The 22,567-nt window shown below is 72.5% G+C and carries 19 protein-coding genes; 8 read left to right on the forward strand and 11 right to left on the reverse strand.

The annotated features are described in order from the left end of the window. Nucleotides 1-25: 25 nt before the first annotated feature. The 4 genes from clpX to tig form a co-directional block, all read right to left on the reverse strand. Nucleotides 26-1,300 (reverse strand): ATP-dependent Clp protease ATP-binding subunit ClpX, encoded by a 1,275-nt coding sequence (gene clpX / locus F7P10_RS07965; protein WP_151008763.1) that lies wholly within the window; start codon nucleotides 1,298-1,300, stop codon nucleotides 26-28. A gap of 173 nt (nucleotides 1,301-1,473) precedes the next feature. Then, entirely contained in the window at nucleotides 1,474-2,145 is a 672-nt protein-coding gene (locus F7P10_RS07970; RefSeq protein ID WP_151017903.1) for an ATP-dependent Clp protease proteolytic subunit, read from the reverse strand. A 53-nt stretch (nucleotides 2,146-2,198) separates the two neighbouring features. Next, nucleotides 2,199-2,831 carry an ATP-dependent Clp protease proteolytic subunit gene (locus F7P10_RS07975; RefSeq protein WP_151017904.1) on the reverse strand — a complete coding sequence of 211 codons (633 nt, stop codon included), beginning with the start codon at nucleotides 2,829-2,831 and terminating at the stop codon, nucleotides 2,199-2,201. Nucleotides 2,832-3,113: 282 nt separating this feature from the next. After that, nucleotides 3,114-4,610: a trigger factor gene (gene tig, locus F7P10_RS07980; protein WP_151008764.1), complete on the reverse strand. Its 1,497-nt coding sequence runs from the start codon at nucleotides 4,608-4,610 to the stop codon at nucleotides 3,114-3,116. Between the two features lie 522 nt (nucleotides 4,611-5,132). On the opposite strand from tig, the gene F7P10_RS07985 reads away from it, so the two are divergent. Continuing rightward, the gene (locus F7P10_RS07985; RefSeq protein WP_176611351.1) at nucleotides 5,133-6,347 is read left to right on the forward strand and encodes a hypothetical protein; all 1,215 of its coding nucleotides are present in this window, start codon (nucleotides 5,133-5,135) and stop codon (nucleotides 6,345-6,347) included. Nucleotides 6,348-6,574: 227 nt separating this feature from the next. Here the strand turns inward: F7P10_RS07985 and F7P10_RS07990 are convergent, their stop codons facing one another. Then, the gene (locus F7P10_RS07990; RefSeq protein WP_302851473.1) at nucleotides 6,575-9,103 is read right to left on the reverse strand and encodes a Tex family protein; all 2,529 of its coding nucleotides are present in this window, start codon (nucleotides 9,101-9,103) and stop codon (nucleotides 6,575-6,577) included. 258 nt (nucleotides 9,104-9,361) lie between these two features. Further along, nucleotides 9,362-9,823, reverse strand: coding sequence for a DUF6210 family protein (locus tag F7P10_RS07995; RefSeq protein WP_151008766.1), 462 nt, complete (start codon nucleotides 9,821-9,823; stop codon nucleotides 9,362-9,364). 148 nt (nucleotides 9,824-9,971) lie between these two features. Here F7P10_RS07995 and F7P10_RS08000 point away from each other — a divergent pair, with 148 nt between their 5' ends. Then, nucleotides 9,972-11,279, forward strand: a complete 1,308-nt coding sequence (locus tag F7P10_RS08000; RefSeq protein ID WP_254716475.1) for a sensor histidine kinase — start codon at nucleotides 9,972-9,974, stop codon at nucleotides 11,277-11,279. Beyond that, complete coding sequence (locus tag F7P10_RS08005; protein ID WP_151008768.1) at nucleotides 11,231-11,875, forward strand: response regulator transcription factor; 645 nt, start codon at nucleotides 11,231-11,233, stop codon at nucleotides 11,873-11,875. Before F7P10_RS08000 ends, F7P10_RS08005 begins: the two co-directional genes overlap by 49 nt. Nucleotides 11,876-11,897: 22 nt before the next feature. Here F7P10_RS08005 and F7P10_RS08010 read toward each other — a convergent pair whose 3' ends face one another. Then, nucleotides 11,898-12,317: a cupin domain-containing protein gene (locus F7P10_RS08010; protein WP_151008769.1), complete on the reverse strand. Its 420-nt coding sequence runs from the start codon at nucleotides 12,315-12,317 to the stop codon at nucleotides 11,898-11,900. Between the two features lie 59 nt (nucleotides 12,318-12,376). Here F7P10_RS08010 and F7P10_RS08015 point away from each other — a divergent pair, with 59 nt between their 5' ends. Together F7P10_RS08015 and F7P10_RS45025 are read left to right on the forward strand one after the other, a co-directional pair. After that, on the forward strand, nucleotides 12,377-12,847 hold the full coding sequence (locus F7P10_RS08015) for a MarR family winged helix-turn-helix transcriptional regulator (protein WP_151008770.1): 471 nt from the start codon (nucleotides 12,377-12,379) through the stop codon (nucleotides 12,845-12,847). 221 nt (nucleotides 12,848-13,068) lie between these two features. Continuing rightward, nucleotides 13,069-14,901 (forward strand): glycoside hydrolase family 18 chitinase, encoded by a 1,833-nt coding sequence (locus tag F7P10_RS45025; protein ID WP_151008771.1) that lies wholly within the window; start codon nucleotides 13,069-13,071, stop codon nucleotides 14,899-14,901. Between the two features lie 104 nt (nucleotides 14,902-15,005). On the opposite strand, the gene F7P10_RS08025 is transcribed toward F7P10_RS45025, so the two are convergent. Together F7P10_RS08025 and F7P10_RS08030 are read right to left on the reverse strand one after the other, a co-directional pair. Beyond that, on the reverse strand, nucleotides 15,006-15,941 hold the full coding sequence (locus tag F7P10_RS08025; RefSeq protein ID WP_151008772.1) for a nucleotidyl transferase AbiEii/AbiGii toxin family protein: 936 nt from the start codon (nucleotides 15,939-15,941) through the stop codon (nucleotides 15,006-15,008). Continuing rightward, the gene (locus F7P10_RS08030; RefSeq protein ID WP_254716476.1) at nucleotides 15,941-16,576 is read right to left on the reverse strand and encodes a hypothetical protein; all 636 of its coding nucleotides are present in this window, start codon (nucleotides 16,574-16,576) and stop codon (nucleotides 15,941-15,943) included. The genes F7P10_RS08025 and F7P10_RS08030 overlap by 1 nt, the downstream gene beginning before the upstream one ends. A 190-nt stretch (nucleotides 16,577-16,766) precedes the next feature. Here F7P10_RS08030 and F7P10_RS08035 point away from each other — a divergent pair, with 190 nt between their 5' ends. Together F7P10_RS08035 and F7P10_RS08040 are read left to right on the forward strand one after the other, a co-directional pair. Next, nucleotides 16,767-17,537 carry an alpha/beta fold hydrolase gene (locus F7P10_RS08035; RefSeq protein ID WP_151017905.1) on the forward strand — a complete coding sequence of 257 codons (771 nt, stop codon included), beginning with the start codon at nucleotides 16,767-16,769 and terminating at the stop codon, nucleotides 17,535-17,537. Beyond that, nucleotides 17,534-18,217 (forward strand): HAD family hydrolase, encoded by a 684-nt coding sequence (locus F7P10_RS08040; RefSeq protein ID WP_218040411.1) that lies wholly within the window; start codon nucleotides 17,534-17,536, stop codon nucleotides 18,215-18,217. Before F7P10_RS08035 ends, F7P10_RS08040 begins: the two co-directional genes overlap by 4 nt. On the opposite strand, the gene F7P10_RS08045 is transcribed toward F7P10_RS08040, so the two are convergent. Beyond that, a complete protein-coding gene (locus tag F7P10_RS08045) occupies nucleotides 18,177-18,650 on the reverse strand; it encodes a hypothetical protein (RefSeq protein WP_254716477.1) in 474 nt (157 codons plus the stop codon). The two genes, F7P10_RS08040 and F7P10_RS08045, sit on opposite strands and share 41 nt — an antisense overlap. A 226-nt stretch (nucleotides 18,651-18,876) precedes the next feature. On the opposite strand from F7P10_RS08045, the gene alaS reads away from it, so the two are divergent. After that, entirely contained in the window at nucleotides 18,877-21,414 is a 2,538-nt protein-coding gene (alaS, locus tag F7P10_RS08050) for an alanine--tRNA ligase (protein ID WP_151008775.1), read from the forward strand. Here the strand turns inward: alaS and F7P10_RS08055 are convergent. After that, complete coding sequence (locus F7P10_RS08055) at nucleotides 21,395-22,429, reverse strand: NAD(P)-dependent alcohol dehydrogenase (RefSeq protein ID WP_151008776.1); 1,035 nt, start codon at nucleotides 22,427-22,429, stop codon at nucleotides 21,395-21,397. The two genes, alaS and F7P10_RS08055, sit on opposite strands and share 20 nt — an antisense overlap. Nucleotides 22,430-22,567: the final 138 nt, after the last annotated feature.

The following is a 22,567-nucleotide window of genomic DNA, read 5'->3' on the forward strand; positions in this document are numbered from 1 at the left end:
ATCGGCCGCGCGGGTGCGGCGCGCGCTACGCGGACTTCTCGCGGGGCTCCCGCTTCTTCCGCTCGCGCGGCACCAGGGTCGGGTTGACGTGCTCGAGGACCGCCTCGGCCGTGATCACGACGCGTTCGACGTCCTCGCGGCTCGGCACCTCGTACATCACCGACATCAGCACCTCTTCCATGATCGCCCGCAGGCCGCGGGCGCCGGTGCCGCGCAGGATCGCCTGGTCGGCGATGGCCTCCAGCGCGTCGTCGGTGAACTCGAGGTCGACGCCGTCGAGCTCGAACAGCCGGTGGTACTGGCGCACCAGGGCGTTCTTCGGCTCGGTCAGGATGTTAATCAGCGCTTCGCGGTCCAGGTTGTGGACGTTGGTGATGATCGGGAGCCGGCCGACGAACTCGGGGATCATCCCGAACTTCAGCAGGTCCTCGGGCATCACGTCGCCGAGCACGGCCGACGACTCGTCGAAGTCGGCCTTGGACCGGATCTGGGCGCCGAAGCCCATCCCCTGCTTGCCGACCCGGGACTCGACGATCTTCTCGAGCCCGGCGAACGCGCCGCCGCAGATGAACAGCACGTTCGTGGTGTCGATCTGGATGAACTCCTGGTGGGGGTGCTTGCGGCCGCCCTGCGGCGGGACGCTCGCGGTGGTGCCCTCCAGGATCTTCAGCAGGGCCTGCTGGACGCCCTCACCGGAGACGTCCCGGGTGATCGACGGGTTCTCGCTCTTGCGGGCGACCTTGTCGACCTCGTCGATGTAGATGATCCCGGTCTCGGCCTTCTTGACGTCGTAGTCGGCCGCCTGGATCAGTTTGAGGAGGATGTTCTCGACATCCTCGCCGACATAACCGGCCTCCGTCAGGGCCGTCGCGTCCGCGATCGCGAACGGCACGTTGAGGAGCCTGGCGAGTGTCTGCGCGAGCAGCGTCTTGCCGGATCCGGTCGGCCCGAGGAGCAGGATGTTGGACTTGCCCAGCTCGACGGCGTCGTCCCGGCCGGTGTCACCCGACTGGATCCGCTTGTAGTGGTTGTAGACGGCGACGGCCATGGCCTTCTTGGCCGTCTCCTGCCCGATGACGTAGGAGTCGAGGAACTCGTAGATCTCCCGCGGCTTGGGCAGGTTGTCCCACTTGAGGTCGGAGGTCTCGGTGAGCTCCTCCTCAATGATCTCGTTGCAGAGATCGATGCACTCGTCGCAGATGTACACGCCCGGACCCGCGATGAGCTTCTTGACCTGTTTCTGGCTCTTTCCGCAGAACGAGCACTTGAGCAGGTCGCCGCCGTCGCCGATGCGTGCCACCCAACTGTCTCCTTTTCGTGGGGCCGCTCTCTGGATCAGATGCGGTGCGGCTCGGTTGCGTCCCGAAGGCTCTCGACGTTGGCTTCGACGTTACCGCCTCCGACGGGCTTGGAAAGCCCCTCGCCCGGAAGTATGACGACCGGGCTGGGGGACTCCCTCGTCCTCGTGTCGTCTCAGGACGACACTACCTCGGCTTTGCGCTTCCTGCTCGCGAAGACATCGTCGATGAGGCCGTACTCCTTGGCCTCGGCCGCGGTGAGGATCTTGTCGCGCTCGATGTCGCGGCGGACCTCGTCGACGGTCTTACCGCTGTGCTCTGCGAGGATCGTCTCGAGCAGCTCCCGGATCCGCATGATCTCGCGGGCCTGGATCTCGATGTCGCTGGACTGGCCGTAGGTGCCCTCGGTCGCGGGCTGGTGGATCAGGATCCGCGAGTTGGGCAGCGCGGCCCGCTTACCGGGCGTGCCGGCGCCGAGCAGGACGGCCGCGGCCGAGGCCGCCTGGCCGATGCAGACCGTCTGGATGTCGGGCTTGACGAACTGCATCGTGTCGTAGATCGCCGTCATGGCGGTGAACGAGCCGCCGGGCGAGTTGATGTAGATGCTGATGTCGCGGTCCGGGTCGATCGACTCCAGCGTGATCAGCTGGGCCATCACGTCGTTGGCGGACGCGTCGTCGATCTGCACCCCGAGGAAGATGATGCGCTCCTCGAAGAGCTTGTTGTACGGGTTCATCTCCTTGACCCCGTACGTGGTCCGCTCCACGAAGGACGGAATGATGTAGCGGTCGTCCACCGGCAGGGGGGACCCGCCCGCCTGGACGCCCGGGCGGGCGAGGCCGCTGATGCCGGGTCGCGTCAAGTCGCTCACTGTATGCCTCCGATTCGTGAGTGGGGTCGTCAGGAGACGGGGCCCTCGGAGGGCACCTGGCTCGCGCTGAGGACCACGTGGTCGACGAACCCGTAGTCCTTGGCCTCGTCGGCGGTGAACCAGCGGTCGCGGTCGGAGTCCCGCTCGATCTGGTCGAGCGCCTGGCCGGTGTGCTCGGCGATCTTCTCGGCGAGCGTCTTCTTCACGTACAGCATCTGCTCGGCCTGGATCTTGATGTCCGAGGCCGTGCCGCCGATGCCGCCGGACGGCTGGTGCATCATGATCCGCGCGTGCGGGAGCGCGTAGCGCTTGCCCTGCGCGCCGGCGCACAGCAGGAACTGGCCCATCGACGCGGCGAGGCCCATGCCGACCGTCACGACGTCGTTCGGGACGTACTGCATGATGTCGTAGATCGCCATGCCGGCGGTGACCGAGCCACCTGGCGAGTTGATGTAGAGCGTGATGTCGCGGCGGCCGTCCTCGGCCGACAGCAGCAGCAGCTCGGCGCAGATGCGGTTGGCGATGTCGTCGTCGACCTGCTGGCCGAGGAAGACGATGCGCTCGCGCAGCAGCCGCTGGAAGAGCTGGTCGCCCAGAGGCAACAGGGGCGCCTCGGCGACCCGCGCCTGGATCCGCGACGACTCGTCGAAAGTCGGAGGCATGCTCACCGGGTGTTCCTCCGGTCCTTTAAATCGGTTCGGATGATTGGACATTAACGCGCGCGGCGGCCCCCTTAAGCCCGGGGGCCCGCCTTTTCGCCAGGGGCGTACCCGGTCGGCGCCGGGTATGCGGCGATCTACCGGAATGCGGCACGCCCCGTACCCGGGCTTCGGGTACGGGGCGTGCGCGCGCCCGCCTACCTGGCGGCTCGGTGCCGCGCGCGGCGCCCGCCGGCCCGGGGACCGGAGGGAGCCGTGCGGCGGCCGAGCGGCTCGGAGAGCGCCTCAGGCGTCCTTCTTGTCCGCGGGGGCGTCCTCGGCCGTCTCCGCGGCCGCGGGCTCCTCCGCCGCGGCCTCGGCGGCCGCGGGGGCGTCGGAGTCCTCGGCGGTGGTCGCCTCGGCGGTCTCGTCGGCGTCCTCCCCGGCCTCGGCGGTCTCGGCGGTCTCGCCCGTCTCGCCGTTCAGCTCGCGCTGCACGGCCTCGACGTCGATCTCGTTGCCGGACTCGTCCTTGACGCTGACGTGCTCGACCACGAGGTTCAGCGCCTTGCTGCGCAGCACCTCCGAGACGATCGCCGGGAGCTGGTTGTTCTCGGTGAGGTACTGGGCGAGCTGCTGCGGCTGCACGCCCATCTGCATGGCCTGCGAGACGACGTACTCGCTGAGCTCCTCGTTCTCGACGTTCAGCTCCTCCTGGACGGCGAGCTGGTCGAGGACGAAGCCGCCCTTGACGGCGAGCCGGGCGGCGTCGGCGACGTCGCCGTCGAACTCCTCCTCCGACTTCTCCTGGTCGGCGAGGTAGTCCTCCTTGGACATGCCGGCCATCTGGAGCTGCTGCTCGAGCTGCTGGTTGCGGCGGCCGATCTCCTCGTCCACCACGGCGTCCGGCAGCGGGATGTCGATCTTCTCCAGGAGCGCCTCGAGGGCCTTGTCGCGGGCCTCGGACAGCTGCTGCATCCGCACCTGCCGCTCGAGCCGCCCGCGCACGTCCTCGCGCAGCTCCTCGATGGTGTCGAACTCGCTCGCGAGCTGGGCGAACTCCTCGTCCAGCTCGGGCAGGTTCTTGACCTTGACGCTCTGCACGGTGGCGGTGATCTCCGCCTCCTCGCCGGCGTGCTCGCCGCCGGCCAGGGTGCTGGTGAAGGTCTTCTCCTCGCCCGCCGACAGCCCGGCGAGCGCCTCGTCGAGCCCCTCGACGGACGACGCGCTGCCGACCTCGTAGGAGTAGCCCGACGTGGAGGCGTCCGCGATCTCCTCGCCGTCGATCCGCGCGACGAGGTCGATGGTGGCGAAGTCGCCGTCCTCGACCGGCCGCTCGGCGGTGGTGAGGGACGCGAACCGCTCGCGCAGGTTGTCGATCGTCTCGTCGATCTGCGCGTCGGTGACCTCGGCGTCGTCCACGACGACCTCGAGGCCGTCGTAGTCGGGCACCTCGAACTTCGGCCGGATGTCCACCTCGGCGGTGAACGCGAACTGGTTGCCGTCGTCGAGCTCGGTCACCTCGACTTCCGGCTGGCCGAGCACGAAGATCTCGGTCTCCTCGACGGCCTTGCCGTACAGCCCGGGCAGAGCGTCGTTGACGGCCTCCTGCAGGACCGCACCCCGGCCGACGTACTGGTCGATCAGCGGGGCGGGGACCTTGCCGCGCCGGAAGCCCTTGATCGCTACCTGCTGCGAGATCTCCTTGTACGCCTTGTCGAGGTTCGGCTTGAGCTCGTCGAACGGAACCTCGACGGTGAGCTTGACCCGGGTGGGGGTCAGCTCCTCGACATCGGTCTTCACTGGGGTTGGTCTCCTTGATCGGGCGCTGTCTCGGCCGCGGCGTTCGACGCGTCTCTCTGTCCTTCTTGGCTGCGAGCCCTCGGCCTCCCGCGCACGGACCCGCGTCATCCCGGCCGGGTCGTTCCCGGCCGACCGGTCCCGGCTGCGCGTCATTCCTCAGCCCGGCAGTGTCTCAGGGCGGCGCGGGCACGCCTAATACGGCTCCGCGCCTTCGCGCGCAAGTCTATGGGGTACGGGCGCCGTCTGCGGACATCGGAGGTCCGCGGGCACCGAGAATCCCGGGGCGGGCCCGCACCGCCCCGGGCGGAACCCCGGGCGGACGGCCCACCGGCAGGCCGGCGGCCCCCGGTGTCATGGAAACGGACGGGACGAAACAGCGGGCAACGCGCGCGGGACGCTACGTGAACGCGCGAGTGACGTGAGGCATCCGCGCACGTCGCGAGGGTCGGGATGGCGATTCCGCGTCAACGGGACCGCACGGGCAGTGACATCGGGCACCCGGAGCCTTCATACTCATCCGGGATGAACGGGATAACCGCGGCTTTCTCTGCAACAGCCCTGTATTACGTCGGGTTCGCCGTGTTCAAGCTGGCGGCGGACCGGATGGCGACGCTCCGGGGCAACCGCATCCTGCACATGATCTGGACGATCCTGAGCAACTGGGTGTTCCTGATCGGGCTGGGGCTGGTCCTCGGCGGGCTGAGCCTGCAGATCGTGGCCCTGAGCAAGCTGTCGCTGCCGACCGCCGTGCCGATCTTCATGTCGGGCATCGTCCCGCTGCTGATCATCGCGCTGGCGTTCTTCGGCGAGCGGCTCACCCCGCGCGAGTGGCTGAGCCTGCTGCTCACCGGCGCGGCGATCCTGCTGCTGGCGGCGTCCGTGGTCGGCGACGAGCCGATCAGCTCGGCGGACGCGCCGCCGTGGAAGCTCGGCCTGGTGATCGCGCCGGCGGTGCTGCTGCCGCTGCTGATCCTCGTCGTCGGCGACCACCGGCCGGACGGGCGGCACGCGCGGCCGGTCACCGGGATCGCCTACGGCATCGCGTCCGGTCTCCCGGTCGGCACCGCCGAGATCGCGATCAAGGGGTGGAGCGACCACGCGCACCGCGCGGAACTCGCGATCCTGGGCACGCCGTGGCCGTACCTGACGGTGCTGGCGGCGGCGATCGGGTTCGGGATCATGGTCGCGGCGTTCCAGCGCTGCCGGGTGTCGATCGTGTCGACCGTCATGACCGTGTGCGCGAAGTCGTACCTGCTCGTCATGGGCACGTTCGTGTACGGGCAGCCGTGGCCGGACGAGGCGGACCGGTCGGCGATGCGGATCGGGGCGCTGGTGCTCGCCGCGATCGCCGTCTGGCAGTTCCCCCGGCACCGCCCGGTCGCCGGCGGGGAGCGGGACGCCGTCCGCGAGCGCGAGGAGGCGGCGCGCGACCCGTTCGGCGGGAGGTCCGCCCGCGGGCCCGCGCTCGGCGACCCCGGGTCCGGAGGGCGGGGCTTCGGCGGCCCCGGCTCCGCCGAGCCGGTACTGGGCGCGCCCGCGTACGGCGACCAGGGATACGGCGACCAGGGATACGGGGAGCGCGGCCCGCGCGACGGCGAGCCGCCCTGGCGGCAGGAGCCGCCGCAGCCCGGTCCGTACGCGCAGGACCCGCTCGGACGGGGGCCGTCCGGACGCTGGGACGTGCCGCAGCAGCGCCACCCGGAGCCGTCCGAGGACCGGGACCGGCACCGGCGCTGACACCGCCGCCGACAGGGCCGCACACCCCCGGCCCCGACGGTCGGCGGGCCGGGCCGCCCCTCGGAAGGCCACGGCCCGCCGCTCGACGTTCGACGTTCGACGTTCGACGCCGCACGTTCGCGGCCGCACGCTCGCCGTCCGCACGTCGACCGGCGGGACGGTCGCGGGTGCGGTGGGGGCCGCCGTTCCGCTCGACGCGCGAGGGGACGGCGGCCCGCCGCGCCGGCCTAGCGGCGCTTGCCGCCCTTGCGGCCGTCGTCCGGGAGCCCCTTGTCGAGGCCCGCGCGGCGCAGCGCGTCGGCCATCGCGCCGCCGCCGGAGGAGCCGCCCTGGCCGCCACGGCCCCCGCCCTGGCCACGGCCGCCGCCGCCTTGGCCGCCGCGTCCACCGCCGCCGCCCTGGCCGCGACCGCCGCGCGGGTTCTGACCGCGGCCCTGACCGCCGCCCTGGCCGCCTCGGCCGCCTTGGCCGCCGCCCTGGCCGCCTTGGCCGCCGCCCTGACCGCCGCCTTGGCCGCCCTGGCCGCCGCCCTGACCGCCCTGGCCGCCGCGGCCCTGCCGCCGGTCGCGGGAGTCGCCGCGCCGGCCGCCCTGCTCGCGGCCCGGCTCGTCGTCCAGCCGCAGCGTCAGCGAGATGCGCTTGCGCTGCAGGTCGACGTCCAGCACCTTGACCCGGACGATGTCGCCCGGCTTGGCCACCTCGCGCGGGTCGGACACGAACTTGTCGGACATCGCGGAGATGTGGACGAGCCCGTCCTGGTGCACGCCGACGTCGACGAACGCGCCGAAGGCGGCCACGTTCGTCACGACGCCCTCGAGGATCATCCCCGGTTCGAGGTCGGAGAGCTTGTCGACGCCCTCCTTGAACGCGGCCGTCCGGAACGCCGGCCGCGGGTCGCGGCCGGGCTTCTCCAGTTCGGCGAGGATGTCGGTGACGGTCGGGAGGCCGAACGTCTCGTCGACGAACCGGTCCGGGCGCAGGCCGCGCAGCACGGCGGTGTTGCCGATCAGCCCGCCCAGGTCGCCGCCCGCCGATTCGAGGATGCGGTGCACCACCGGGTACGACTCCGGGTGGACCGACGACGCGTCGAGCGGGTCGTCGCCGCCGCGGATGCGCAGGAAGCCCGCGCACTGCTCGAACGCCTTGGGGCCGAGACGCGGGACGTCCTTGAGCCCGGCGCGGCCGCGGAACGGGCCGTTGGCGTCGCGGTGCGCGACGATGTTGTCCGCGAGGCCCTCGCCGATGCCGGAGACGCGGGTCAGCAGCGGCGCCGACGCGGTGTTGACGTCGACGCCGACCGCGTTGACACAGTCCTCCACGACGGCGTCGAGCGAGCGCGAGAGCTTCACGTCGGACACGTCGTGCTGGTACTGGCCGACGCCGATCGACTTGGGGTCGATCTTGACGAGCTCGGCGAGCGGGTCCTGCAGCCGGCGGGCGATCGAGACGGCGCCGCGCAGCGACACGTCCATCCCGGGCAGCTCGCGGCCCGCGTACTCCGACGCCGAGTACACCGACGCGCCCGCCTCCGACACCATGATCTTGGTGAGCTTGAGGTCGGGATGCCGGGCGATCAGGTCGGCGGCGAGCTTGTCGGTCTCCCGCGACGCCGTCCCGTTGCCGATCGAGACCAGGTCGACGTTGTGCTCGCGGGCCAGCTTCGCGAGCGTCTCGATCGACTCGTCCCACTTGCGCCGCGGCTCGTGCGGGTAGATCGTCTCGGTCGCGGTGACCTTTCCGGTGGCGTCCACGACGGCGACCTTCACCCCGGTGCGCAGGCCCGGGTCCAGGCCCATGGTGGAACGGGATCCGGCGGGCGCGGCCAGCAGCAGGTCGCGCAGGTTCGCGGCGAACACCCGGACGGCCTCGTCCTCGGCCTCCTGCCGCAGCCGGGTGCGCAGGTCGATGCCGAGGTGCACCAGGATCCGGGTGCGCCACGCCCAGCGGACGGTGTCGGCGAGCCACCCGTCGGCCGGGCGGCCCTCGTCGGCGACGCCGAACCGGCGCGCGATCTCCGCCTCGTAGGACGTCCGGACGCCGGGCTCGCGCGGCTCCTCCTCCGGTTCGAGATCGAGGTCGAGGACCTCCTCCTTCTCCCCGCGGAACAGCGCGAGGACGCGGTGCGAGGGCAGCTTCTCGATCGGTTCGGCGAACTCGAAGTAGTCGGCGAACTTGGCTCCGGCCTCCTCCTTGCCCTCCCGGACGCGCGAGGTCATGCGGCCCCGCTTCCACATGCGCTCGCGCAGCTCGCCGATCAGGTCGGCGTCCTCGGCGAACCGCTCGACGAGGACGGCGCGGGCGCCCTCCAGCGCGGCGGCCGCGTCGGCGACGCCCTTCTCGGCGTCGACGTACGCGCCCGCCTCGTCCTGCGGGTCGCGGGACGGGTCGTCCAGCAGCAGCTCGGCGAGCGGTTCGAGGCCCGCCTCGCGGGCGATCTGCGCCTTGGTGCGCCGCTTGGGCTTGTACGGGAGGTAGATGTCCTCCAGCCGCGCCTTCGACTCGGCCGCCGTGATGCGGTCGCGCAGCTCGTCGGTCAGCTTGCCCTGCGACTCGATCGACTCCAGGATCGCGGTACGCCGCTCGTCCAGTTCGCGGAGGTAGCGCAGCCGCTCCTCCAGGGCCCGCAGCTGCGCGTCGTCGAGCGCGCCGGTCGCCTCCTTGCGGTAGCGGGCGATGAACGGGACGGTCGCCCCGCCGTCGAGCAGGTCCACCGCGACCCGCACCTGTCCTTCGCGGACGCCGATCTCGTCGGCGATCCGCCGGGTGACCGGCGGCGGGCCACCGGCGGCGGCCCGCCCGCCCGCGGACTGGTCGGTAACGGTCTGCTCGGTGGCCGTCTGGCCAGTGGTCGCTGTCACAACTTCGATTCGCTTTCTCCCCTGGGTATCGCAGTGCATTGTCCAGGGAACCGGCCCGCTTGTCTTGTCGCCCCGGCGTACCCGGTTCCCGGTACGCCGCCCGCCCACCGTACGGCCTCCCTCCGACGGTCCCGCCCGCCGCCCGGGACGTCGCGATCAGTCGGAGTTGTCCCACATCAGGACGCCGGGCCCGTCGGGCGTCCGGACGGGGACCCACGCCTCGTCCAGTTCGGGGAGGCGTTCCTCGTCCAGCCGGAGCGGTGCCCGGCCGGTGCCGGGCTCGGCGGACGGGCCGGACGGCCAGAAGCGCAGCGCACCGACCGCCGACCGGATCCGGTCGAGCAGTCCGGGTCCGATCCCGCGAGGCCCCGCTCCTGCGACGCCGGCACCGCGCAGGGTCCGCTCGAAGACGTCGCGAAGCTCGCGCAGTCCGTCGCGTCCGGTCACCGGGTCGCGGGCGGCGATCGGGACGAGGTAGCCCTCCACGCCGCCGAGCAGCGTCGCCGTCCCGCCGTATTGCTGCTGGTAGACGACCCCTGTCCCGGCCTGGACGACGACGTACAGCCACTCCCCCTGGGTGCCGTCCGGGTCCAGGAACACGTAGCGTCCGGCGTCCACGCGCCTCGCCTCCCTCCCCGGTCACTGCCGGAGACAGTAGAGGTAACTCCACCTCCGGCCACGCCGATCGGGGGCTTGACCCCACTGCCGTCCGTGGCAGTGGACGCCGAGAATGGCCGCAGGGCACCGTTGGACGCAGGGAGGAACAGTGAACGAGCACGCGCGGACGGTCGATCGCGGCGGAGGGTTCGTCCAGCGCGCCTTCCTGAACTTCGTGCGCGGCCTGATCCAGATCGTCGTGGCGTACGCGGCCGTGCTGCCGCTGCTCATCCTGACGGTGCTGTCGATCCTCTTCATCCCGCTGGGCGCGGGGATCTACCTGACCCCGGTCATGGTGGCCGCGCTGCGCGGCGTGGCCAACCAGCAGCGGCGGTGGGCGGCGGACTGGTCCGGGGTGTCGATCCCGGTGCCCTACCGGGACCGCCCGTCCGGCGAGACGGGGCCGTTCCGGCGGCTGGGGCGGCTGCTCGGCGACCCGGCGACGTGGCGGGACCTGCTCTGGTCGCTGCTGAACCTCCCGATCGGGCTGGTCCTCGGGGTGCTCGCGGGCGGCCTGACCCTGTACGGGCTGGAGGGCCTCTTCGTCGCGCCGCTGGTCTCGCTGGTCGCGGACTACGGCTGGGGCCCGTTCTGGATGCTGGACGACTGGGGCGCGACCGGCTACGTCGGGACGGTCGTCCTGGCCGCGGCGCTCACGGCGGTGTCGGTCCCGGCGGGCACGCTGGCCCTCAAGGGGCACGCGCTGTTCTGCCGGTCGCTGCTGGCACCGACGCGGAGCGCGCTGGAGGCGCGGGTGGAGCGGCTCGCCGAGACGCGGTCGGACACGGTGGACGCGTCGGCCGCCGAGCTGCGCCGCATCGAGCGCGACCTGCACGACGGCGCGCAGGCGCGGCTCGTCGCGCTGAGCATGAACATCGGGCTGGCCGAGGAGGTGCTGAAGAACGATCCGGAGGCGGCGGGGCGGCTGCTCGCCGAGGCGCGCGAGGCCGGCGGCACCGCGCTGACGGAGCTGCGCGACCTCGTCCGCGGTATCCACCCGCCGGTGCTGGCGGAGCGGGGCCTGGAGGGCGCGGTGCGGGCGCTCGCGCTCGGGCTGCCGCTGCCGGTCGACGTCCGGATGGAGCTGCCCGGACGCGCGGACGCCCCGGTGGAGTCGGCGGCCTACTTCGCCGTCGCGGAGATCCTCGCGAACGTGGTCAAGCACTCGGCGGCCCGGCGGGCGTGGGTTCAGCTGGAGCACGACGGCCGGCGGTTGCTTATGATCGTCGGGGACGACGGGACGGGCGGCGCGGACCCCGCGCGCGGCAGCGGCCTCCGCGGGATCGAGCGGCGGCTGGCCGCCTTCGACGGGACGATGGCGGTGACGAGCCCGCCCGGCGGACCGACCGTCGTGACCATGGAGCTGCCGTGCGCGTTGTCATCGCCGAGGACCTCGCCCTCCTCCGGGACGGCCTGATCAGGCTGCTCGAGGCCTTCGGCTTCGAGGTCGTCGAGGCGGTGGACAACGGGCCGTCGCTGCTGCGGGCGCTGACCGCGCACCGCCCGGACGTCGCGGTCGTGGACGTCCGGCTACCGCCGACCTTTACCGACGAGGGGCTGGTGGCGGCGCTGGCGGCCCGCCGGGAGATCCCCGGGCTGCCGGTGCTGGTCCTGTCGCAGCACGTGGAGCAGCTGTACGCGCGGGAGCTGCTGTCCGACAGCAGCGGCGGCATCGGCTACCTGCTCAAGGACCGGGTGTCGGACGTCAAGCAGTTCGTCGAGGCGGTGCGCCGGGTCGCCGGCGGCGGCACCGCCCTCGACCCGGACGTCGTCGCGCAGCTGCTCACCCGGCACGCCCGCGAGGAGCCGCTGCGGGCGCTGACCCCCCGCGAGCGCGAGGTGCTCGGGCTGATGGCCGAGGGACGGACGAACGCCGCGATCGCCGCGCGGATGTTCGTCACCGAGAAGGCCGTCAGCAAGCACACGAACAGCATCTTCGGCAAGCTGGGGCTGCCCCCGTCGGAGGACGACAACCGGCGCGTGCTCGCGGTCCTCGCCTACCTGGGGGCGTAGCCGTCCCTGCTCGATCGTCCGGTCACCGTGCCCACGGCGGGACGAGCCGTTCGTGGCCCTGGGGCGCGATGTCGCACTTCTCCGGATCGACGAGCGCGTCCGGGTCGTAGACGAGGCAGCCGGCGTGCGCGGCGACGACGGCGGTGAAGCCCGTCTCCGGGCCGGCGGTCATCCGCCGGGCGGCGCCGGCGGGCAGGACGAGCGTGTCGCCGGGGCCGACGCGCTCGGTGCGCCCGTCGACCTCGACGGTCGCCGCGCCGTCCAGGAACGTCCACACCTGCTCGGTGTCGAAGGCGTGCCGCGGTCCGGTCTTCCCGGGGAGCATGTCGACGCGCCAGACGGCGAGCCCGGTGGTGCCGCCCTGGGCGGGCGTGGCGAACGTGGTCATGGTGCCGTTCGGCGTTTCGGTGCGGCGGCCGTCGGCGTCGCGGACGAGCGTCATGGCGGGATCCCCTAAATTAGACAAAGCGGTTGTCCATATAGTCAACGAGGTTGTCTTTTATGTCAAGCGAGTCTCCCGGCTTCGAGCTGCCCCTGCGGATGTTCCTGGCGTTCCGCGCGTGCATCGACGAGGTGCACGCCGACCTGGCCGCGCACGGCCATCCCGACCTGCGCCCGACGCACGGGTTCGTCTTCCAGGCGATCATGCGCGGCGGTTCCTCGGCCGCCGAGCTGGGTCGCCGGCTCGGCGTGTCCAAGCAGGCCGCGGGCAAGATGATCGAGACGCTCGAGCGCGCCGGCTACCTGGAGCGGGTGCCCGACCCGGGCGACGCCCGGCGCAAGACCGTCCGGCTCACGGCGCGGGCGGTCGACGCGCTGGAGCGCTCCGAGGCGGCCTTCGAGCGCGTCCGCACGGGCTGGTCGGAACGGCTTGGCGCCGACCGCGTCCGCGCCCTGGAGGACGACCTGCGCGCCGTCACGCCCGCCGACCCGTGGCGCCTGGACGCGCCCGGCTGGTTCGGCGCGGGCTGACCTTCCGGGCCGAACTTTTTCCGCCGCCCGCCCGGTACGTACGTGTGCAGGCCGACGCCCGGACCAGCGCCCGAACCGCCCGTGCGGCGGCGCGCGGCGGCCCGCCGGGCCCTTGAACGGCCGGATCCGCCCGGTTACCATCGCCACAATTCTTAGGAAAGTTTCCTAAGAGTTGAGTCGGGGATTCCTGTTTCGCTCGGGGGCCGAACGAACGGAGAATCATGTCAAGACCGGGCGTACGGCGGGCCATCGCGCTCGCGGGCGCGGCCATCCTCGCGGCGACCACCGGACTGCTGGCGGCGCCCCCGGCGGCGTCAGCCGGGACCGTCACCGCCACCTGCACCAAGACGTCCGACTGGGGCACCGGGTTCGAGGGCCGCTGCACGATCACCAACGGGACGGGCACGGCGCTCGACGGCTGGACGGTCGTCGGCGACCTGCCGTCCGGGACGTCCATCGGGGCGACCTGGAACGCGACCAAGACCGTCTCCGGGAACCGGTACACCTTCACCAACAGCGGCTGGAACGGGACGGTCGCGGCGGGCGCGAGCACGAGCTTCGGGTTCAACGGCACCGGGCCCGGCTGGCTCACCGGCTGCACGGTCAACGGCGCCGCCTGCGACGGGTCCGGCGGGCCCGGCGACGACACCGAGGCGCCGAGCGCGCCGACCGGCCTGCGCTCCACCGGGAAGACCGCCACCAGCGTCACGCTGGCCTGGACCGCCGCCACCGACAACGTCGGCGTCACCGGCTACGACGTCTTCCGGGGCGGCACCAAGGTGCAGAGCGTGACCGGCACCGGGGCGACCGTCACCGGCCTGACCGCCGAGACCGCCTACACGTTCACGGTCCGGGCGCGCGACGCCGCCGGGAACGTGTCCGCCGCGTCCGGCGCCGTGTCCGTCACCACCGGCGCGGGCGGCGGCCAGCCCGGACCGGGCGGCGACAAGGTCATCGGGTACTTCACGCAGTGGGGCATCTACCAGCGCAACTACCACGTCAAGAACATCCGGACGAGCGGATCGGCCGAGAAGCTCACCCACATCAACTACGCCTTCGGCAACGTGTCCGGCGGCAAGTGCACGATCGGGGACTCGTTCGCCGACTACGAGAAGGCGTACACGGCCGAGCAGAGCGTGGACGGCGTCGCCGACACCTGGGACCAGCCCCTGCGCGGCAACTTCAACCAGCTCCGCAAGCTGAAGGAGATGTACCCGCACATCAAGATCCTCTGGTCGTTCGGCGGCTGGACCTGGTCGGGCGGTTTCGGCCAGGCCGCGCAGAACCCCCAGGCGTTCGCGGAGTCCTGCTACAACCTGGTCGAGGACCCGCGCTGGGCCGACGTGTTCGACGGCATCGACATCGACTGGGAGTACCCGAACGCCTGCGGCCTCACCTGCGACACCAGCGGCCCCGAGGCGTTCGAGAACATGATGGGCGCGCTGCGGAACAGGTTCGGGAACGACAACCTCGTCACCGCCGCTATCACCGCGGACGCGAGCGACGGCGGCAAGCTGGAGAAGGCCGACTACGCGGGCGCGGCCCGGTACGTCGACTGGTACCTGCCCATGACCTACGACTTCTTCGGCGCGTGGGCGGCGCAGGGCCCGACGGCCCCGCACTCGCCGCTGACGTCCTACCCGGGCATCCCCCAGCAGGGCTTCAACAGCGCGGACACGATGGCGAAGCTCACCTCGATGGGCGTCCCGGCGAGCAAGCTGCTGCTCGGCGTCGGCTTCTACGGGCGCGGCTGGACCGGCGTCACCCAGTCCGGGCCGGGCGGCACCGCCACCGGCGCCGCACCCGGCACCTACGAGGCCGGCATCGAGGACTACAAGGTCCTGAAGAGCCGGTGCCCCGCCACCGGGACCGTCGCCGGGACCGCCTACGCCAAGTGCGGGAACCAGTGGTGGAGCTACGACACCCCCTCCACCATCGGCGGCAAGATGGGCTGGGCCAAGGGCGAAGGCCTCGGCGGGGCCTTCTTCTGGGAGCTGAGCGGCGACACCACGGGAGGTGAGCTGATCACCTCCATGCGGAACGGTCTCGGCTGATCGAGTGGCGGGGGGACCTCCCAGCCCCCCGCCGGCCGAGCCACGCGGGCCCCCGACCGGCACGAACGCCGGTCGGGGGCCCGTCCTCTCGCGTCCGCCTCCCGTCAGCACTCACGCAGGCGCTCGGCCAGTTCCCGGACGTACCGTTCCGGCGGGCCCGCGCCGTCCGGGCACGCCGCGTACCACTCGTGCGCGGGGAAGGACGGCCGCTCCTTCGGCCGCACGTCCAGGGGGTCCCGGCCGCCGGCGATCCGGGCCGTGCCGGCCACCGCCCGGACCAGCTCGCGATCGACCCGTGCGTGCCGCGCGAGGAGCCACGCGTCGTAGAGGTCCTTGGGCTGCCGCGGGATCTCGTTGACCAGCCAGTGCAGCTTCCAGGCCAGCGACAGCTCCGGCGTCACCGACCGCAGCGGCACCTCCCCGCCGGGCACCGGGACGAACGCGACGTCCGGCTCCTGCGGGAGCGGCTCGCCGAACGAGAAGTCGATCTGCACGCTCCCGAGCCACCCGTCGTGGGACCGCCACGGCAGCGACAGCCTCCGCCCCGGCGAGTCCGAATAGGCGAACAGCTCCCACCAGACGGCGCCGCCGGCGTCGATCTCGACGTCCCCGCCGCGCTCCCCGTCCCGCGACTCGTGCTCCGCCAGCGCCGCGACGCCCTCCAGGATCCGCCGCGACCAGTGGTCGGACGCCGGCAGCTCCGGCGGCAGGACGACGAGGTCGACGTCGCCCGGCTCCCGCGCCTCCGCCCCGTACCAGGCCCGCAGCAGGAGGCTGCCCCGCAGTACCAGCTCGTCCGCCCAGGGAGAGCCGGAGACCGCCCGGAGAACGTGCCCCAGGGCCTCGCGGTGCGCCTCCCGCCGGCGTGCCTCCTCCGCCGCCGTCGCGAACCGCGGCACCCTGCGGCGCGGCGCCTCGCGGTAGCCGACCGGCTCGAGGAACACCGCCTCGTGGACCACGTCCTCGTCGGGCACCACCGGCCGGCCCCCGCCGGTGAGCCGGTGCGGCTCCCAGCCCACGTCCTTCATGTCACCGCTCATCACGGCTCCTCGATCCAGCCGTCGTCCAGGGACTCGTCGCCGTCGAACACGACGAACTCCCGCTCCACCCCGGCGATCTCGTGCCCGTCCGCCCGCAGCGCCGCGGTGAGGGCGTCCAGCCGGGCGCCCGCCGTCCGCGCGCCGACCCGCCTGCAGCGCTGGGTGACGAACCGCTCCCGCCGTCCGTCCGACCGGACACGGCGGGCATTTCGCGACACGTGCGCGGCATGCGGACGGACGGTGCGTGCGAGCGCCTCCGTCTCGGCGCCCGTGCCGGCGCCCGTGTCGGCGCCCGCGTCGAGGAGCAGCTTCACGTGGTGCTCGAAGTAGTACGCGGGGCCGAGCGCCTCGCCGTCCGTGACCGGCACCCCCGCGTTCCAGGGCGCCGCCTCGATCTTCACGCGGGCCACCGCGAACCCGTCCGCCTCCAGATCCCGCACGGTCCGCGCGGCGTCCGCCCGCGCCTCGTCCAGCGTCCCCCCGAAGGGCAGCGTCAGCATCGGCTGCGACGCGACCCTGCCGCGCTCCAGCACGATGTGGACGAACTTCACGCCGCGCGCCGCCGCCCATTCCGCGACGGCGCGGGCGTCCCCGCGAACGGTCACGTGCGTCTCGAAAACCCCGGCGAAGTCCACGTTCCGGATGGTCGCAGAGCGATCTCGCCGATTCATCCGAGTTTTCGGGCCGGCGCAGCGCGCGTTCCGTCCGCCCGCAGGAGATGAGAGCGTGGTGACGGCCGAAGGCGGATACTCGAACGGGGGACATGTGGACGGCTGGAAACTGGGGCGCGGCTACGCGAGCGACTCCGGCGAAGTGCGGTGGGAGATGTTCGGGGACGAGGGTGCGCGACCCGTCGTCCTCCTGCACGGGACACCTTTCTCCTCCTTCGTGTGGCGCGGTGTCGCGCGCGCTTTGGCCGGCGCCTACCGCGTATACGTCTGGGACATGCCGGGGTACGGGGCATCGGAGAAGCGCGACGGCCAGGACGTGTCGCTCGCCGCGCAAGGCAAGATCTTTCGCGATCTGCTGGACCACTGGGAACTGGAGGAGCCGCTCGTCGTCGCGCACGACTTCGGCGGTGCCGTGGCCCTGCGCGCCCACCTGCTGCACGGTGCGCGCTACCGGGCGCTCACGCTCGTCGACCCGGTGGCGCTGGCGCCGTGGGGGTCGCCGTTCTTCCGCCTGGTCGGAGCCAACGCCCCGGTGTTCGAGCAGCTTCCCCCGCCCCTGCACCGCGCGCTCGTCCGGGAGTACGTGACGTCCGCGAGCAGCCCGGGCCTGCATCCGGCGACGCTCGACGCGCTCGCCGAACCCTGGCTGGACGAGGCCGGACAGGCCGCGTTCTACCGCCAGATCGCCCAGGCCGACCAGCGGTACACCGACGAGATCCAGGACCGGTACGGCGAGCTGGCGCTGCCCGTCCTGGTGTGCTGGGGAGCCGACGACACGTGGATCCCGCTCGACCGGGGCCGCGAGCTGGCCGCGGCCGTCCCGGGAGCCCGCCTGCGCGTGATCGCCGGTGCCGGGCACCTGGTCCAGGAGGACGCCCCCGCCGAGCTGACCGCGGCCGTCCTCGACTTCCTCCGCACCGCGTGATCGCCGCGGTGCTGTTCGACCTCGACGGGACGCTGCTCGACCACGACGGCGCCGCCGGGGACGCGATCGTCCGGGCCTTCCCGGACGCCGACGCGGCATGGCTCGTCCCGCGCTGGACGGACCTGGGCGAGGCCGCCGTCGAGCGGTACCTGGCCGGGGAGCTGGACTTCACCGGGCAGCGCCGGGCCCGCATCCGGGCGCTGGCCCGGGAGCTGGGCCTCGGCACCTGGGACGCCGCCCGCGCGGACGCGTGGTTCGACGGCTACACGGCCCTCTACGAGGCGGCGTGGCGCCCGTACCCGGACGTCGCGCCGGCCCTGGCGGCGCTCGCGGCGCGCGGGCTGCCGCTCGGCGTGATCACCAACGGGGACGTCCGCCAGCAGCGCTCGAAACTGGAAGGGCTCGGGCTCGCGGAGCGGCTGCCGCACCTCACCGCATCCAGCGAGATCGGCCACGCGAAACCGGCCGCGGAGATCTTCCACGCCGCCTGCGCCGGCCTCGCCCTGGAACCGGGCGCCGTCGCCTACGTCGGCGACCGCCTGGACACCGACGCGCGCGGCGCCGCCGCGGCCGGCCTGACCGGCGTCTGGCTCGACCGCACCGGCGCCCCCGCGCCCGACGGCCCGGACGTCGCCCGCATCACCGCCCTCGACGCGCTCCCCCGCCTCCTCGCGGACTGAGCCGCGGCAGGTCGGCGTCGCAGAAGACGCACACGTAATGCTCGTCCTTCACCACGTTGAGCTCCGCGCAGGACGGGCAGTGGCGGAAGACGAACACGTCCGTGAACCCGTCCGGACGGTCCAGGCCCGCGCGGTCGAGGGCCGCGGCGACGGCCGGCCACGACTCCGGGCCGGGGCAGTACCCGGTCGACTGGTTCGTCACCTCCGCGATCCGGCCGTCCCCGAACGCGATCTCGCCCGCCGCCAGGACGGGACGGCCCCCGGCGCACGCGACGTGCTCGCTGCGCCGCGGCGCGACCCGCAGGACGCCGTCCAGATCGACGACGTAGGTGAACGGCTCGCGCTCCGTGCGCGCCACCTCTTCGACGGGCTCGCCGACCGTGCCGGGAACGACCCGGTCGAGCAGCTCGGCCGGACCCACGTAGTCGTACACGCGCACCACGCTAGAACTCCCGCGCGACGCCGGGCGACCCGTTAATGAAGTGCCGGCCGGGACTCCGCGGGCTACGGTGGAACGAACGTCCGCGAGTCAGGAAGACCGATGGCCTTTCACGAGGTGGGGCGGCGAGCTAGCCGCGCCGAGCAGGGGAACGGGCAGTCGTGCCCGGCCCGGCTCGGCGGTGTGCGCCGTCATCCCATCGACCTCGTGAGGCCGTCCCATGCGCTCTTCTGACATCCGCACGACCTTCCTGGACTTCTTCCGCGAGCGCGGTCACCGCGCCGTCCCGTCCAGCCCCCTCGTCCCGTCCGACCCCACGCTGCTGCTGGCGAACGCGGGCATGAACCAGTTCAAGCCGTACTTCCTCGGCGAGACGACACCCGATCATCCCCGGGCGACGTCCGTGCAGAAGTGCGTGCGCACGTCCGACATCGAGAACGTCGGCCGCACCGCGCGGCACACCACGTTCTTCGAGATGCTCGGCAACTTCTCCTTCGGCGACTACTTCAAGCAGGAGGCGATCTCCTGGTCGTGGGAGCTGCTCACAGAGCATTTCAACCTCGAAGCCGAGAGGCTCTGGGTCACGGTCTACCTGGACGACGACGAGACCGTGCGGCTCTGGCGACGCATCGGCGTTCCCTCCGATCGCATCCAGCGGCTCGGCATGAAGGACAACTACTGGTCGATGGGCATACCGGGCCCCTGCGGCCCGTCATCGGAACTGCACTACGACCGCGGACCGCGGTACGGGCCCGAAGGCGGCCCCGCCGTGAACGGTGAGCGTTACCAGGAGCTGTGGAACCTGGTCTTCATGCAGAACCTCCGTGGGGACGGCCCAGGCAAGGAGGGCTATCCGATCCTGGGCGAACTCCCCGCGAAGAACATCGACACCGGGCTCGGGCTCGACCGCCTCGCCACCATCCTCCAAGGCGTGGACGGCGTGTGCGAGACCGACCTCCTGAGCCCCACGCTACGGCTCGTCCAGCGGCTCGGACGGCACGAAGACCGGGTGTCGTCCCACATCGTCGCCGAGCACTCGCGCTCGATCGCGTTCCTCATCGCCGACGGCGTCCTGCCGTCGCCCGACGGGCGCGGGCACGTGCTGCGCCGGCTGATGCGCCGCGCGATCCTGCACGCCCGCCGGCTCGGCATCGACGACGTACTCCCCCGGCTCACGGCCGACGTCGTCGGCAACCTCGGCGGCGCGTGGCCGGAGCTCGCGACGCACGCCGACCTCATCCGGCACGTCGTCACGTCCGAGGAAGAGGGCTTCGAGCAGACGCTCCGGCAGGGCACCCGCTTCCTCGACACCGCGATGTCCCGGGCGAACGGCACGATCTCCGGCGAGACCGCGTTCAAACTGCAGGATTCCTACGGATTCCCCATCGACCTCACCCTCGACGCCGCGCGCTCGGCGGGCCTCACCGTCGACGAGGACGCGTTCGCCGGACTGGTCGAGGAACGCCGCCGCCGCGCGCGCGACGCCGGCCGGGACGGCAAGCGGACCGCGGTCGCGCGCCGCGACCTCTACCGGCGCCTGCTCGCCGAACACGGCCCCACCGAGTTCGTCGGCCACGACACCACCGAGACCGAGTCCCGGATCCTCGCGGTGCCCGGCCCGTCCGAGGTGATCCTCGACCGCAGCCCGTTCTACGCCGAGGGCGGCGGCCAGGTGGGCGACACCGGCGAGATCCGCACCCCCACCGCCACCCTCCAGGTCCTCGACACCCGCCCCGGCATCGACGGTCTGCACGTGCACACCGTCCGCGTCGTGGACGGCGAACCCCACCCGGACACCCCCGCGCACGCGATCGTGGACGCCGAACGGCGCACGGCGACCGCCCGCGCGCACAGCGCGACGCACGTCCTGCACGCGATGCTGCGCCGCGTCCTCGGCGACCACGCGCAGCAGCGCGGGTCCCGCGTCGAACCCGGCAGGCTCCGGTTCGACTTCGCGCACTTCTCACCCGTCGAGGTGACGCACGTCCAGACGCTCGTCAACGAGTACCTCCTCGACGACCCGGAGGTCCACGTCTGGGAGGCGTCCCGCGCCGAGGCGGAAGCGGCCGGCGCGCTCGCGCTGTTCGGCGAGAAGTACGGGCGGGACGTCCGCATCGTGGACATCGGCGACGCGTCCCGGGAACTCTGCGGCGGCACCCACGTCGGTCACGGCTCCCAGGCGGGTCCCGTCCGCATCGTCGGCGAATCGTCGATCGGCACCGGCCTGCGCCGCATCGAGGCGCTCACCGGCGCCGACGCGCTCCGCCACCACGACCACGAGCACCGCGTCCTGACCGAACTCGCGGACCTCCTCGACGCACCGCCCGACCAGCTGTCGCGACGCATCGAAGTCCTCCTCGAAACCCAGCGGGAGCTCAAGAGCCTCCGCCGCGAAAAGCTCGACGACCTCGTCACGGACCTGGCGTCCACCCCCGAACACCATCCGGGCGGACGCCTCGTCACCCGCATCGTCGACATCCCGGACCTGCGCGCCGTCGCCACCAGGCTGCTGCCCCGCACCGACGCCGTCGTCCTCGGCACCCGCCACGGGAACAAGGCGACGCTCGTCGCGGCGCTGAACCCCGCGCTCGGCACCGCCCGCGACCTCCTCACCCGCGCGGCCCGCGAGGTCGGCGGCGGCGCGGGCGGCAAGGGCCCCATCGCGCACGCGGGCGGCCGGCACGCCGACCGCCTGCCCCGCGCGGTCGCGCTCGCGACCGCCGACGCCCGCGCGCTGCTCAGCCGCCCGGCAGGATGACGGCCCGCCCGTTCACCTTCCCGGCGTGCAGACGCTCGTACGCCTTCGGCGCCTCGTCCAGCGAGTACGTCTCGACGCGCACGTCGACGACCCCGGCCCTCGCCAACTCCAGCACCTCGATCAGTTCACTCCGCGTCCCCCAGTAGGGCGCACGGACCGAGGCGTCGAAGGCGATCACACCGAACCCGACCTGCGCGACACCACCGCCGATCCCCACGATGACCACCTCGGCCTCGGCGGCCGCCACCGACGTGGCGGTCGCCACCGTCGGCGGCACCCCCACGAAGTCGAACACCGCCTGCACCCCGCCCGTCATCGCGCGCACCCGGTCGGCGGCCCGCTCGTCCGACAGCACCACCTCGTGCGCCCCCACCTCCCGCGCCAGCTCGAGCTTCTCCGCCGACACGTCGAGCGCGATCACCCGTGCGGGCGTCAGCGCCCGCAGCAGCTGGATCGCCACGTGCCCCAGCCCGCCCGTCCCGATCACGACCGCCGCACTCCCCGGCACCAGCTTCGGGAGCGCCCCCTTGATCGCGTGGTACGGCGTGAGCCCCGCGTCCGTGAGCGACACGTTCGCCACCGGATCCAGATCCCCTAGCGGCACGAGGTGCCTTGCATCATCGACCAGCAGATATTCGGCGATCGCCCCCGGTGCCCCAAGCCCCGGTGGCATGATCCCCAGTTCGTCTGCCCGCACGCAGTAGTTCTCCTTGCCCTGCGAGCACATGATGCACGCGCCGCACCCCCACGGGCCGTACACCGCCACCGACTCCCCGATCGACACGCCGCGCACCCCGTCGCCGATCGCCTCGACCGTCCCGGCCCCCTCATGCCCGAGCGTCAACGGCAACCCGAACGTCAACTCCTCGGCCGTCCAGCCCATCACAGCGATGTCCGAATGACACACGCCTGCCGCGGACACCCGGAGCAGGATCTCCCCAGGGCCCGGTTCCGGATCGGGCACGGTCACGACCTCCGGCGAGCCGCCCACCTCGCGATACTGAACCGCCCTCATGTCTCCCCCTCCGGACGTTCGTCCGGGGGATATGCCCACGAGCGCGTGCGACTACCGACGGTCGGGCTGGCGGTGTCTTCGCTCAGGACATAGGAAACGCATGCCTCAAGACATGGGAACCCTCGAGGGCGGACCTGA

The organism is Actinomadura sp. WMMB 499, assembly GCF_008824145.1.
GTDB lineage: Bacteria > Actinomycetota > Actinomycetes > Streptosporangiales > Streptosporangiaceae > Spirillospora.